Genomic DNA, 13468 nt, shown 5'->3' with positions numbered 1-13468 from the left:
GGGAATATCCCGCTGACAGCCACGCCCAAGCGGCTTCCGGCTTGGCGAGCCGATGATCCTGCGTCGTCCTCCCATGCTGCGCGCGCCGACGCAAGGTAAGCGACTTTAGTCAACGAAGGTATTGTCTCCTTCAAGATTTCCAAACGCTTTCCGGTGATTTCGTTTCCCGCGTTGATGCTCACGCCCGTGAGGTTTCCACCAGGGCGCGCAAGACTTCTGCCTGATCCTCCCCAGATCGACGTTCCGGCGATCGCGACGATCGGTATCTCCGAAGTGGCCTGTGTGAATGCCATGACGAGAGCATGCAGATTGGTAACGATGACGTCGGGCTTGCGGCTCACAATTGTACCTGCGAGTGCGGTCAAATGGTCAGTTCGACCCTCGGCTGAGTAGCGCTCGACGACGAGATTGTCTCCCTCCAGATCGCCCAACTTGCGCAGCGTCTCGTAGAACCGACGCACCCAGAACGGGCCAGCTGACTCGGTGAGTTGTTCGGCCGGGATACCGGAATGAACGAACGCGACACGGTTCTGCTTCCGCGACTGCTGTGCGCGGGCCGCAATTGGCCATGCGAACGACGCGCCGCCAAGTGTCGCCATGAAATCGCGCCGTCTCATCCAGCCCATGCCCCAGCCATCGCCGACGCGGGACTATAGCACCTTGGGAGGCCGCGCGCCTGTACTGCGGTATAGCCGCCGAGGTCCGGACTGGGTTATTCGCGCGTCGGTTTGGCCAGGCCACGGCGACTTCCGGTCTACCCCGGTGAACGGACTTCTCAGAGTAGGCAGGCATGTCTCAAAGGTGCCAAAACCCGACTCGTGCACCCTAGCAAAACTATTCGATCACCTCGTCGGCGCGAAGGAGGAAAGAGGGAGGAGGAACGCGCTGTCGCCAAATTGATGACTAATTCAAATGCCGTAGGTTGCTGAATAGGCAGATCGCTCGGCTGAGCACCTTTTAAGATGAGTGCCGCGTAGGTGCCGACTTTTTTAAGAGTTTCGGGAAGACTGGGTCCGTAGCTCATCAGGCCGCCAACCGCCGGAAACTCGCGGAATTCGTAAGTCGCCGGAAGTGAATGACGCTTGGCCAATGCGATGAGTTGCACACGTTGGCTCAGAAAGAGCGCATCGTTGCTGACGAGCACCGCACCGACCTGAGCTCTGACAAGCCGTGCGAATGCTGGTTCGAGGTCAGCCGGGTTCCGCGCCTTGGCGACTTCCAAGGACTGCCCGGTCGAGCGGGCAACATCTTCGATTTCCAGCAGCAAGTCTTGATTGTCCGGGTTTACCAAAAAACCCAAGGTCGCGTTTTGCGGGAGAAGCTCGCGGATTAGTTCAAGCCGCTTGAGGGTGAGCGTTGCCGTCAATATAGATATACCGGTGGCGTTGCCCCCGGGATGAGCGAAGCTTTTCGCTAGGCCGAGCTTCACCGGGTCTGAGGCTATGTTGAATACTATTGGAATTGTTGTAGTAGCTCGCCGCGCGGCGAGCGCAACTACATTGCCTCCCACCCGGATCAAGGCAGGGTTAAGGCGCACGAGCTCTTGTGCGAGCGGGGGAAGCCTGTCGTAGTTTCCTCCTGCCCACCGACGTTCTATCGTGACGTTCCTTCCGGCCACGTAACCTTTCTCCGCGAGACCCCTTTCGAATGCTGCCTCAATATCGGTGAGCCCCGGGTCGGGTGAACCGGCGGATAGCACACCAATGATAGGCACCGCTGGCTGTTGCGCGCGCGCGGCGAGCGGCCACGTCGCCGCCGTACCACCAAGTAGCGCGATGAATTCGCGACGACGCATGTGCCCTCGATACCTAAAGCCTAGCACTTTGCGATGGACCGCGAGGGAGAATTTGCTCCCAATCGGCCGGAGATATTTGATCAGGCTAAACGTCCGGATCAGGTCATTTGCGGAAGTCGCCGCGCACTGTTGCGAGGTCCGCTTTACCTCGATGAACGGACGTCGTCAGGCCGCTTCGGCAGGTCCGAAAGGTGCCAAAACCGGAGGTGACAAGCCTTATTCGATCACTTCGTCTGCGGTGGCAGCAAGCGAGGTCGGGATTTCAAGACCGAGCCACTTTGCCGTCTTGAGATTGGTTACGGTCAGGAATTTGGTGAGTTGCCCGTCGCGTCTACGCGCCAACAACAGCCGCTCAGGGGCCTCCGCTCGCTCAAAGCAAACGCCTCAAAAACACTAACGGCACCTTCGCTTCGCTATGGCGCGTCAGCGTCCATGAAACTCCGACATCACAACTTAGCGGGTGGTTCCTGGCGCACCCGGAGCGGTTGGAACATCAGGCGCCGCCGGCAGATGCGACACAGAACCAGCAGTCGTCTGAGGAGAGGGCTTTTCGCTATGTACTTTGAGGCGCCAAGGACCCCACATGGCGATAAGCACGACAACGGCGAAGGCCGCGATAACAACCATCATGCCGGTGCTCAGACCGCTTCCGCGACCGTCAACATGATAGTTTTTCATTGACTGTCTCCTCAGTCACTGACCAAAAAGCAACAGTTCTTCAAGCGTAAGGTTCCGGCCGATTGTACGATGAAGACGGGGCGGGACTATTCCGTCATCCCTCACGTGAGGGTTTCGCGGTCGGCAGGCGACTTGACAGAGTTCAGGATCGTCCTCCTCCTACTAGCAAAAGTAGGATCAGCCTTGTTGAAAGGGGTGTTCGCTTTGGGTCATTCGCGTCGCTTTGACCGGACCACGGCGACTTCCGGTCTACCCCGGTGAACGGACATTCTCAGGATAGGCGAGCATGTCTCAAAGGTGCCAACAACGGACGTCGCTCGCTTCAGATACCAATTAGGGCTATCGAGTCGTCCAGCTTGGGAGCACCATTTCTACGAGCTATTACCAGTTTCGTGTATGATGTTTTGGAGCCTATTGCTCGTAGCTGAAAATGAGCGCGACGAAAGGGCGTCCTATGTCCATCATTCGCTCGTCTCGAATGCTTAAAATTACCGCTCTCTTGGTCTCTTTCTGCATTAACAATTCAGTCTCGTGCTACGCGGAGCAACAATCTCCCGCGCCGGTCGAGGTGGTTCAAATTCCTGTCAGGCCGTTGCCATTCGACCTCCAAGGTTTCCTTAGGCGCCCCGAAGGCAAAGGTCGTTTCCCTGCCGTCGTTCTACTCCCCGTTTGCCATGGATATGCCAAGCCACTCGATGAAGATTGGGGGGCAAGAATGTTGTCTTGGGGTTACGTCACGTTGACAATCGATAGTTTCGGCCCGCGACGCATCATCAGGAGTTGCGATAGATTTCCCGAGGTTGACCCGGATTGGGCTCTTGATGCGTATCGGGGTTTGAATTTTCTTATTCAGAAAAGCTTCGTTGATCCAAAACGCGCTGCCATCGTGGGCTTTGCGTTGGGCGCCTGGCAAACACTGTTAGCTGTTGAACGTGGTGAAATTGAACGGACATCTAAACACAAGTTTCGTGCGGCAGCCGCGTTCTATCCATCCTGCGGCCTGTTAAGGGAATTATGACCATTCCTACCTTGATCTTGATTGGCGAGCGTGATGACTGGGACGCGGCAGATGCCTGCCGCAAGATGGTCGCTGGCGAAGATGATTTCGGGATTTCCCGGCGGAAGGGCGAAAGTGCCCCGGTTCGGCTCATCGTCTATCCCGGTGCGTACCACGGGTTTGACGTTCCGACCCTTCGGATGCCGACCCAGCTTCGCGGGCGTCATATGGCTTTCAACAAATTTGCCGCTGATCAATCGAGCGAAGCGCTCCGAGAATTTCTCCACTCAACAACTGGGGACCGCCCATAGGGCATGGTCGACTGGGACTTCGATAATCTCGTCAGCCTTGGCGTCCGGTACTGTTCAATTATTAGGGCCTTTCAATGTCCGCTTGGGGTCAATCGCGTCGGTTTGACGGTCGGCCAGCCACTTCCGGTCTACCCCCGTCAACGGACATCGCCAGATCGGCTCGGCTCTTCCACTTCGTGCCAGGAGTTGACATTTGCCCCGCCCCGCCCTAGGTCCGCTTTGCCCCTGAAAGCGGACATCGGCTACTGCGCGTCCACGGCCGCTAAGGGGCCACAAGCAACACTCGCGAGTCTGCGGCTATCGGCGACCTGTCGGCTACGCCACGACTGGGGCTTGCCATTGATGGTATCGCGGCAGTGTTCCCAGACGCAGCTTTAGTAATCGATTGAGCCGGCTCGCTGGCTTGCGTGCGGTGCGCTCAGCCACGAGCGTGCGGGCAAAGCGTGCTTGTCGCGCCCGCAATGCCGCTTCGGTAAGCGTAAGATGGATTACGTCACACTGGGCGACGCTGCCGCCGCAGCGATGCGCGATGTGTCGCACGCGCTTAAGCCATTCCACGCATGCGGTATAGTCCCTGCGGGCGAAGGCGAGCAGGGCTTCGCACAGCGGCGCCACGAGTGCGTCTTCCGGGGACAGTGACGAAGCTCCATTACCGCGGGTGCTCTCTAGCGCTTCGGCGAGGCGCATTGCGGCTATGGGGCGCCCTGACGCGACGAACGCCATCATCGCATGAACCAGGTAAAAGGGCCGCGCGCCTGCCAGATTGTGCATGGCCCAGCGATCTGCCAATGATCGCCAACGTTCGCCGACGTCGATGTCTTGGAGTTGGAAGCGCCAGAGCAGCGCCGAACCATCGGCGAGTGAAGCTATGTCAGCGCTGACCGCAGTGGCGATCTGCTCGTCGTAGATCGCGAGAGCGCCGTCGGGATCGTCCGCATCCAAATGGAACAGCGCGCGATGCCAAGCGAGGTGGACGGATAGTCCCGTACCTTCGCCCCATGCTGATTCGACGGCCGCAAGAAATGCGAGACCATCATGAACGCGGCCCTGCATTTCCATCACATGCGCGATAACGTGAATGGCGCCAGGATGACCTTGATCGAGTGCCAGTGCGCGCCGCGCGATTTTTTCGGCGCGACGGTACTGTCCGTTTTCTTCGAGGGCAAAAGCGTACATCGCTAGTACGCTAGCGTACCCCGGCACAGCGGCGGTCCATCGCCGCAGCACCTTCGCGATCCGGTCGCGCATCACGCGCCGCCGGCCGAGGTGGAAATCGAGCGCGTGCGCGACCGCAAGCGCAAGAACGTCGTGCGGCCGGTTGGTGAGGATGGCGCCGTAAAGTTTGGCTGCATGCGCCGAATCGCCTTCGAGCCAAGCGCGTGCGGCCAAGGCGTGTTGACGCATGGGATCGTTCTTGTCCGAACATGCTGCCTCGATCGCGGCAATGCTCGCGGCAAGCGCGGAACGCGAGGCAGCACTTTCCGCCCGCACGATGAGTGCGGCGCGCAGACAATGACCGAACACGCAGCCAGGATCGTCGGTAAGCAACCGCTCGACCTCGGCGGAGGCGTCGCCGCGCTGTGTCACTAGCATGTCGAGCGCGAGATCGCAGCAGCGATGCGAGCCCGTTTCGACCGCGGCGGTCGCAGGCGTTGTCGCGTCCAGGCGGAGAGCTGCGTTGCTGCTCATGATGATCCCTCCAGTGGGACATCTCCAGGGCGGGATGTCGAACGCCGCAACCCTAGGCGTGGCCTCAAACGCTCTCCAGTTCAGGAACTGTACTGCCACGGCGACGATGCGCCGCATGTTGACCAGGTCACTGCAATCGCTACATTTTTGCATCAACGTGGCGGCCGGCAAGGCGGGCCGGTATATAATCTGTACTGCCCCCTCGCGCCGATGGAGGAGACGTCCCTTGCTGGATAGGACCGAACGAGGCAGTTACGGACAGTTTTGCCCGGTGGCGATGGCGGCGGAAATCTTCTGCAACCGCTGGACCGCGCTGGTGCTGCGCGAGTTGTTGTCCGGTACCACGCGCTTCAACGACCTGCGCCGCGGCGTACCGCGGATGTCGCCGACGCTGTTGTCGAAGCGGCTGAAGGAGCTGGAAGTGGCTGGCGTGATCACGGCCACGCCGACCAACCAGCCCGGGGTGATGGATTATCGCCCCACCGAAGCCGGCGAGGATTTGCGGCCTACCTATCATCATGTCGCTCGGATTCTGGGGGCAGCGCTGGGTCGAGTCGACGCTGTCGCTTAAGAATCTCGATCCGGGGCTTCTGATGTGGGACATGCGCCGCAATTTGCAGCCGTCACCGCTGCCGCCGCGCCGCACCACCATCAATTTCATCTATCCGGATATGAAGGCCGACCGGAAATCATGGTGGCTGGTGGTCGACCGCGAAAAGGTCGATCTCTGCCTCACCGATCCCGGCTACGAGGTCGATCTCTATGTCAGCTGCCCGCTGCGCGCCATGACCGCGGTGTGGATGGGTATCGCAAGGCTCAACAGCGAAGTCGAGGCCGGCCGCATCAAGGTCACAGGCGACAGCTCGATCGCTAGATCGATGCAGCAATGGTTGGGCCTGAGCCCCTTTGCGCAGGGCCAGAGGGCAGTGCAGTAGCTCACTAACTGCTTTTGATTTGCGCCAACTCTATCCGCCCGCCCTCACCCGCCGCCGCGGAAACAACCTCCCAAGCCTAAGGACCGCTTTGGGTCTTGGCCGTGTAACAACGCGAAGACGCTCAATCGCGATAGAAGAAATTATTCGTCCAAGACCGCTTTGGCCGTCCAACTTGCAAGCGATTTCAACTTAGAAGTCGAACTGAAAAATATCGTTCTCATCGCGTTTCGATTTTTTGAGTTTTTACACAGCCAGGGTCAAAAGCGGAAGTGACCCTTTGGGATCGTAATGTCCGCTTCACCCCCAAAAGCAGACATAGCGCCGACCGGCTACGGCTCACGCCACCTTGAGCAGGTGGTTATTCTTGCCAATGGCCCTTGCAATGGCCCGCTGGACATGTGCGCCCCACATTTCCAACGCGGTTTTTCGTTCCGCGAGAAAATCGTGGCGCTGATAGACGGCCGCGACGCCAGAGATCGTCCCGTTCTGGTGATTGAGGATTTTGTCGGCAACATGGGGCGCGATGCCAAGCCGAGCCATGCCGGACACGCAGGTCCGCCGAAGGTCATGAAGCCGCCATCCGCTGACGCCGGATAGTTGATCGAGCTCTCGCTTTGCAAGGCTGAAGTCCTGAAAGGGAACGGTTCCTGATCGCGAAAAGACGAATTTGCCAGTCTTGTCGGCTCGGCCGAGAACGGCGATGGCCTGATCCGACAGGTAGACTTCATGCGCTTTGGCATTCTTCGTTCGCGCTGACGGCAGCTTCCACATTCGCGTTCCCGTACTGATCTCATCCCAAGTGCATAGTGCTACTTCCTCGCGACGTTGGCCCGTGAGAGCAAGCAGTTCGACGATTCCACCGTAGGGGCCGCCGATCTGCCGCGCGGCGGCAATGATTCGCACGAGTTCGTCGTCATCCAGCACACGATCCCTGGCAATTTCCTTAGCCGGAAGGGGCACGCCGTCGGCGGGAGATCGGTCGAGCACGGCCCGGCCAGCGCACCAGCGGAAGAAGGTCTTTATGGCCTTCAACGCCTTGTTTGCCGCAACGGGTGCTCCGCGTTGCTCAATGGCACTCACAACATCGATGACGTCACGCTTGGTGATCTCGTGGATACTGCGGTTGCCCCATGCCGACCCGATCTCCCGCCGGAGCATCCGTGAAACCTCCGGCGCCGAGCGATTTTGGGAAACGTGCTGAGTGATGAACGCCTCCAGGAGATCATCAACGCGATCCGCAACCATCCTGCGGCGTGAGGCCTTCTTCTCCGCGGCCAGATCGCGTCCGTCGAGTCTGGCGGCGAATACCTTTTGGGCCGTTACACGCGCTTGATTGAGCGTCACCCGGCCATATGTGCCGATTGTGTACTTGCGCAAGCGTGAACCGGCGCCGGCCGTCCGGTACAGAACAACAAATACCTTGCGCCCGGTCGGCGTGACCTTGACGCCGAAGCCCGGGCAGTTGGCGTCCCAATGAACAATGTCCTTATTCGGAATTGGAAAAGCGCCGATGGCACTCTTTGTCAGTTTCACTCGCGGCATGTGATCCCCCAGCCGACGGTGCTACCTCGATCCAAAATAGGTAGCACCGCACGGGTTACGATGGGATCAAGCGTGACCGTCCGTCGCTATTGACGCAAGCAATATCAACGCCGTATCCACTTGCAGGAAACAACTTCCATCCCCGGCAATCGCTTACCCGAGAACACAAGGGGAGAAGGAAAGAAGCAATCCACTACGCCGCGTTGGCGCTTTCCTGGCGGCTGGCTTCGAACAGGAACCAGGTGCGGCGCTCGGTCTCGTCGACGAACAGTTCGAGCAACTGCGCGGTGCCGGTATCTTCGTGGTCGTCGCAAAGCTTGTGGGCTTTGCGCATGGCGGCCGCCATGTGCTTGTTGTCTTCCATCAATTCGCGCAGCATTTCACGCGGCGGGACGTAACCCTCGTTGTTGTCCTGAATGGTCTGCAGCTTTGCGATCTGCCCGATCGAGCGCAGCGTGACGCCGCCAAGCTTGCGCACCCGCTCGGCGAGCTGGTCGGTGGTACCGAAGATCGCCTCCGCCTGCTCGTCCAGCATCAGATGGTAGTCGCGAAAATGCCGGCCGGAGACGTGCCAGTGGAAATTCTTGGTCTTCATGTAGAGCGCGAAGGCGTCAGCCAGCAGCACGTTGAGCGACGCCGAAATCTTGTCCACCGCGGCCTGCGGCAGATCGGTCGGCGTATCGAGTTCGGGGGACACTTTTTCGGATTTGTTGGCTTTGCTCACGTTGAACCTTCCTGTTAGGAAACCGGACAGCGGTGGCATTGGACATTGGCCGCCGAACACCCTAACGCATCACTTTCCCGGCGGTTCCTTGCCGGAAACCCCTGTTTTGCCGGACGCAGCCCCGATGGACGAATGGATCGACTATTACGATTCCACGCATACGATCTATGCGAGCAAGCTGCATCGGGACCTGCATTTCCAGATCATCGCGCGCGACATCATCGGCTACATCTCATCCCCTGACGCGGTCGTGCTGGACTATGCCTGCGGCGAGGCGCTGTCGGCGGCCAAGGTGGCGGACGCCTGCGCAAAACTCTATCTCGCCGAACCCGCCCCCGGCGTGCGCGGACGGCTGATCGCGCGGTTTGCGCCGAACACCAAAATACGCGTCCGTTCGCTCGATGAGCTCCGGAGTATGGAGGCGCAGTCGGTCGATCTCGCCGTCATGAACTCGGTGGCGCAATACATGACGCAGCAAGAGCTGGATTCCGCATTCGCAATCATTCGCCGGCTGTTGAAGCCGAGCGGGCGGCTGGTGCTGGGCGATATCCTGCGGCCCGAGGTCGGCATGGCCAGGGACGTGCTGGCGCTGTTGAAATTCGCAACCGCCCACGGCTTCCTGACGGACGCGCTCTACGGCCTCGCCTCTACCGCGCTGTCGGACTACCGGCAATTGCGCACCCGCGTCGGCCTGCAACGCTACAGCGAAAGCGAGATGATCGCCAAGCTGACGCGGGCCGGTTTCGCCGCATCGCGCGCGCAGACCAATATCGGACACAACCCCTGGAGGATGACCTTCGTCGCCCACCACCCATCGGTGCGCTAGTTAGGGTTAATAAAAGGTAAACGTAGCTCACCCGCCCGTGATCGGTAATGATCGCCTTGGCCCGGTGGCGGAAGCGACAACGCGAGAACGGTGCATCGTTCTTTATCCTGGTTCAAATCCAGGCCGGGCCTCCAGCCTTCGCGGCTCCGCCGCTTCGGCTAGGCAGGCCCCTTCGTGGCGAAGGCTGCCTCGGCGTAGCCCGAAGGGCGAAGACGGGCCGCGGCCAGCCTTTCCCACCTCACACCAAGCCGCAGCCCAAATTCCCGCAAATGCCGGTTGATGGCCCGTTTTTGGGGGTTTCGCGGGTGCGGAATCTGGTCTAAAGACCACCCGCGCGCGAGGGTAACCCGCGCTCTTGGCTTAGGGGACGCGCAGCATGCGCGCCCTTTTTTTGTGCCCAAAATCCAGTCCGCGAGACCTGATGCCCAAAAGAACCGACATCTCCACCATCCTGATCATCGGCGCCGGCCCCATCGTGATCGGCCAGGCCTGCGAATTCGACTATTCAGGCACCCAGGCGGTGAAGGCGCTGAAGGAAGAGGGCTACCGGGTCGTCCTGGTCAATTCCAATCCGGCGACGATCATGACCGACCCGGAACTGGCCGATGCCACCTATATCGAGCCAATCACGCCGGAAATCGTCGGCAAGATCATCGAAAAAGAACGCTACGTCATTCCCGGCGGCTTTGCGCTGCTGCCGACCATGGGCGGCCAGACCGCGCTGAATTGCGCGCTGTCGCTCCGCCGTCAGGGCACACTCGACAAATTCGACGTCGAAATGATCGGCGCAACCGCAGACGCCATCGACAAGGCCGAGGACCGCCAGTTATTCCGCGAGGCCATGACCAAGATCGGGCTGGAGACGCCAAAATCGCGGCTGGCCAACGCCTCGGCGCTGAAGAAGTCCTACCGCGACAAATACCTGGCTGAGCGAGAGAAACTGTCGGGCGAGGCGCTGGAAGAGCTCGAGCGGCAGTGGACCCTCGGCGAGAACGAACGCCGCAAGCGCTATCAGGAGCACGCGTTCGGCGAGGCGCTGATGGCGCTGTCCGAAATCGGTTTGCCTGCGATTATCCGGCCCTCCTTCACGATGGGCGGCACCGGCGGCGGCATTGCCTACAACAAGGAGGAGTTCCTCGACATCATCGAGCGCGGGCTCGACGCCTCGCCGACCAACGAGGTGCTGATCGAGGAAAGCGTGCTCGGCTGGAAAGAGTACGAGATGGAGGTGGTGCGCGATAAAAAGGACAATTGCATCATCATCTGCTCGATCGAGAACCTCGATCCGATGGGCGTGCATACCGGCGATTCCATCACCATCGCGCCGGCCCTGACGCTGACCGACAAGGAATACCAGATCATGCGCGACGCCTCGCTGGCGGTGCTGCGCGAGATCGGGGTCGAGACCGGCGGCTCCAACGTGCAGTTCGGCATCAACCCGGCCGACGGCCGCATGGTCGTGATCGAGATGAACCCGCGCGTGTCGCGCTCTTCTGCCCTTGCTTCGAAGGCCACCGGCTTTCCGATTGCAAAGGTCGCGGCCAAGCTCGCGGTCGGCTACACGCTGGACGAGATCGCCAACGACATCACCGGCGGCGCCACGCCGGCCTCGTTCGAGCCGACCATCGACTACGTCGTCGTCAAGATACCGCGCTTTGCGTTCGAGAAATTCCCCGGCGCCTCCCACACGTTGACCACGTCGATGAAATCGGTCGGCGAAGTGATGGCGATCGGCCGCACCTTCCAGGAGAGCCTGCAGAAGGCGCTGCGCGGGCTCGAGACCGGACTCACCGGCCTCGATGAAATCGAGATCGAGGACCTCGGCCGCGGCGACGACAAGAACGCGGTCCGCGCCGCCTTGGGCACGCCGACACCGAACCGCATCCTGCAGGTAGCCCAGGCGATGCGGCTCGGCTGGTCCAACGAAGAGATCTTCAATTCCTGCAAGATCGATCCCTGGTTCCTCGCCGAGATGCGCGGCATCGTCGACATGGAAGCCAAGATCAAGGCGAACGGCCTGCCCGGCAACGCGTTCGGCATGCGGACGCTGAAAGCGATGGGCTTTTCCGACGCACGGCTCGCCGTGCTTGCAGAGGCCACCGAGGCCGAGGTGACCGCCAAACGCCACGCGCTCGGGGTTCGTCCGGTGTTCAAGCGCATCGACACCTGTGCGGCGGAGTTCGCCTCGCCGACCGCTTATATGTATTCAACCTATGAATCGCCTTTTGCCGGAAAACTTGCCGACGAGAGCGAACCGTCCGGCAAGAAGAAGGTCATCATCCTCGGCGGCGGGCCGAACCGGATCGGCCAGGGCATCGAGTTCGACTATTGCTGCTGCCACGCCTGCTTTGCGCTGCATGACGCCGGCTACGAGACCATCATGGTCAACTGCAATCCGGAAACGGTGTCGACCGACTACGACACCGCTGACAGGCTGTACTTCGAACCGCTCACCGCCGAGGACGTGCTTGAAATCATCGCCACCGAACGGACCAACGGCACGCTGCACGGCGTGATCGTGCAGTTCGGCGGCCAGACCCCGCTGAAACTGGCGCGCGCGCTGGAGGCCGCCGACGTGCCGATCCTCGGCACCTCGCCCGACGCCATCGACCTTGCCGAAGACCGCGACCGCTTCAAGCGCGTGCTCGACAAGCTGCGGCTGAAGCAACCCAAGAACGGCATCGCCTATTCGGTCGAGCAGGCGCGGCTGGTGGCGGCCGATCTCGGCCTGCCGCTGGTGGTGCGTCCGTCCTATGTGCTGGGCGGCCGCGCGATGCAGATCATCCGCGAGGAAGAGCAGCTCAACAATTATCTGCTCGGCACGCTGCCCGAGCTGGTGCCGGCCGACGTCAAGGCGCGCTATCCCAACGACAAGACCGGGCAGATCAACACCGTGCTCGGCAAGAACCCGCTATTGTTCGACCGCTATCTTTCCGACGCCACCGAGATCGACGTCGACTGCCTGTGCGACGGCAAGGACACGTTCGTCGTCGGCATCATGGAGCATATCGAGGAAGCCGGCATTCACTCCGGCGATTCCGCCTGTTCGCTGCCGCCGCATTCGCTGGATGGTGCGATGATCACTGAGCTCGAAAGGCAGACCCGCGAACTCGCGCTCGGCCTCGACGTGGTCGGCCTGATGAACGTGCAATACGCCATCAAGGACGGCGATATCTACGTGCTCGAGGTCAACCCGCGAGCGTCGCGCACCGTGCCGTTCGTCGCCAAGGTGGTCGGCACGCCGGTGGCGAAGATCGCGGCCAGAATCATGGCCGGCGAGAAGCTTGCCGACTTCAATCTGAAGAAGCGCAAGCTCGGCCATGTCGGCGTCAAGGAATCGGTATTCCCGTTCGCGCGTTTCCCCGGCGTCGATACCGTGCTCGGTCCGGAGATGCGCTCGACCGGCGAAGTGATGGGCATCGACCGTTCGTTCGAAGTCGCCTTCGCCAAGAGCCAGCTCGGCGGCGGCACCCGCGTGCCACGCAAGGGCACCGTGTTCGTCTCGGTGCGCGAGAGCGACAAGACCCGCATCGCGGACGCCGTGCGGCTGCTGCATTCGCTCGGCTTCAAGGTGATGGCCACATCGGGCACCCAGCGCTTCCTCACCGATTCCGGCGTACCGACCGAAAAAGTGAACAAGGTGCTGGAGGGCCGGCCGCACATCGTCGACGCCATCACCAATGGCGACATCCAGCTCGTCTTCAACACCACCGAGGGGCCGCAGGCGCTGGCCGACAGCCGTTCGTTGCGACGGGCTGCCCTCTTGCATAAAGTGCCATATTACACCACTCTTTCGGGTGCTGTGGCGGCCGCACAGGGCATCCGCGCCTATCTGGGCGGAGACCTTGAGGTCCGCACGCTGCAGAGTTACTTTTCCGAAAACTGATCGTTCGCCGGGCCAAATTGCCCGCTAAACGATTGGCAACAAGGCCGTATGGCTGGAACCCACCGCTCGTTTGGTAGTTGTATCG

Annotated in this window: 11 protein-coding genes and 1 pseudogene; 5 read left to right on the top strand and 7 right to left on the bottom strand. The window is 60.7% G+C overall.

Features of this window, described 5'->3' with window-relative positions; all coding sequences use genetic code 11:
• The 4 genes from JQ597_RS18550 to JQ597_RS18540 all read right to left on the bottom strand — a co-directional run.
• On the bottom strand, nt 1-599 hold a 599-nt coding region (locus tag JQ597_RS18550; protein ID WP_283813434.1), incomplete at its 3' end, for an ABC transporter substrate binding protein.
• A gap of 176 nt (nt 600-775) precedes the next feature.
• Complete coding sequence (locus tag JQ597_RS18545; protein WP_212265662.1) at nt 776-1795, bottom strand: ABC transporter substrate-binding protein; 1020 nt, start codon at nt 1793-1795, stop codon at nt 776-778.
• Between the two features lie 216 nt (nt 1796-2011).
• A complete protein-coding gene (locus JQ597_RS38100) occupies nt 2012-2140 on the bottom strand; it encodes a hypothetical protein (RefSeq protein ID WP_283813433.1) in 129 nt (42 codons plus the stop codon).
• Between the two features lie 108 nt (nt 2141-2248).
• On the bottom strand, nt 2249-2473 hold the full coding sequence (locus JQ597_RS18540) for a hypothetical protein (protein WP_212265661.1): 225 nt from the start codon (nt 2471-2473) through the stop codon (nt 2249-2251).
• A gap of 454 nt (nt 2474-2927) precedes the next feature.
• Between JQ597_RS18540 and JQ597_RS18535 the strand changes: the two genes are divergently transcribed.
• Together JQ597_RS18535 and JQ597_RS18530 are read left to right on the top strand one after the other, a co-directional pair.
• Nucleotides 2928-3491: a dienelactone hydrolase family protein gene (locus JQ597_RS18535; protein WP_212265660.1), complete on the top strand. Its 564-nt coding sequence runs from the start codon at nt 2928-2930 to the stop codon at nt 3489-3491.
• On the top strand, nt 3488-3781 hold the full coding sequence (locus tag JQ597_RS18530; RefSeq protein ID WP_212265659.1) for a dienelactone hydrolase family protein: 294 nt from the start codon (nt 3488-3490) through the stop codon (nt 3779-3781). The genes JQ597_RS18535 and JQ597_RS18530 overlap by 4 nt, the downstream gene beginning before the upstream one ends.
• Before the next feature lie 315 nt (nt 3782-4096).
• On the opposite strand, the gene JQ597_RS18525 is transcribed toward JQ597_RS18530, so the two are convergent.
• A complete protein-coding gene (locus tag JQ597_RS18525; RefSeq protein ID WP_212265658.1) occupies nt 4097-5470 on the bottom strand; it encodes a tetratricopeptide repeat protein in 1374 nt (457 codons plus the stop codon).
• Between the two features lie 277 nt (nt 5471-5747).
• Between JQ597_RS18525 and JQ597_RS18520 the strand changes: the two are divergent.
• Nucleotides 5748-6405: pseudogene (locus tag JQ597_RS18520) on the top strand (winged helix-turn-helix transcriptional regulator).
• 336 nt (nt 6406-6741) lie between these two features.
• On the opposite strand, the gene JQ597_RS18515 reads toward JQ597_RS18520, so the two are convergent.
• Both JQ597_RS18515 and JQ597_RS18510 read right to left on the bottom strand, forming a co-directional pair.
• A complete protein-coding gene (locus JQ597_RS18515; protein ID WP_212265657.1) occupies nt 6742-7947 on the bottom strand; it encodes a tyrosine-type recombinase/integrase in 1206 nt (401 codons plus the stop codon).
• 193 nt (nt 7948-8140) lie between these two features.
• Entirely contained in the window at nt 8141-8671 is a 531-nt protein-coding gene (locus tag JQ597_RS18510; protein ID WP_212265656.1) for a Dps family protein, read from the bottom strand.
• 124 nt (nt 8672-8795) lie between these two features.
• On the opposite strand from JQ597_RS18510, the gene JQ597_RS18505 reads away from it, so the two are divergent.
• Both JQ597_RS18505 and carB read left to right on the top strand, forming a co-directional pair.
• Nucleotides 8796-9497 (top strand): class I SAM-dependent methyltransferase, encoded by a 702-nt coding sequence (locus JQ597_RS18505; RefSeq protein WP_212265677.1) that lies wholly within the window; start codon nt 8796-8798, stop codon nt 9495-9497.
• Between the two features lie 421 nt (nt 9498-9918).
• Nucleotides 9919-13383 carry a carbamoyl-phosphate synthase large subunit gene (gene carB / locus JQ597_RS18500; RefSeq protein WP_212265655.1) on the top strand — a complete coding sequence of 1155 codons (3465 nt, stop codon included), beginning with the start codon at nt 9919-9921 and terminating at the stop codon, nt 13381-13383.
• The last annotated feature ends 85 nt before the right edge of the window (nt 13384-13468 follow it).

It is taken from the genome of Bradyrhizobium sp. AUGA SZCCT0177 (genome assembly GCF_018130125.1).
Classification (GTDB): Bacteria; Pseudomonadota; Alphaproteobacteria; order Rhizobiales; family Xanthobacteraceae; genus Bradyrhizobium.
This window is presented reverse-complemented; position numbering and strand designations above follow the sequence as displayed.

What these genes read in the sequence shown, in the direction of transcription:
- JQ597_RS18545 (WP_212265662.1), bottom strand. Translation starts at nt 1,795, where the DNA reads ATGCGTCGTCGCGAATTCATCGCGCTACTTGGTGGTACGGCGGCGACG.
- JQ597_RS18540 (WP_212265661.1), bottom strand. Translation starts at nt 2,473, where the DNA reads ATGAAAAACTATCATGTTGACGGTCGCGGAAGCGGTCTGAGCACCGGC.
- JQ597_RS18535 (WP_212265660.1), top strand. Translation starts at nt 2,928, where the DNA reads ATGTCCATCATTCGCTCGTCTCGAATGCTTAAAATTACCGCTCTCTTG.
- JQ597_RS18530 (WP_212265659.1), top strand. Translation starts at nt 3,488, where the DNA reads ATGACCATTCCTACCTTGATCTTGATTGGCGAGCGTGATGACTGGGAC.
- JQ597_RS18525 (WP_212265658.1), bottom strand. Translation starts at nt 5,470, where the DNA reads ATGAGCAGCAACGCAGCTCTCCGCCTGGACGCGACAACGCCTGCGACC.
- JQ597_RS18515 (WP_212265657.1), bottom strand. Translation starts at nt 7,947, where the DNA reads ATGCCGCGAGTGAAACTGACAAAGAGTGCCATCGGCGCTTTTCCAATT.
- JQ597_RS18505 (WP_212265677.1), top strand. Translation starts at nt 8,796, where the DNA reads ATGGACGAATGGATCGACTATTACGATTCCACGCATACGATCTATGCG.
- carB (WP_212265655.1), top strand. Translation starts at nt 9,919, where the DNA reads ATGCCCAAAAGAACCGACATCTCCACCATCCTGATCATCGGCGCCGGC.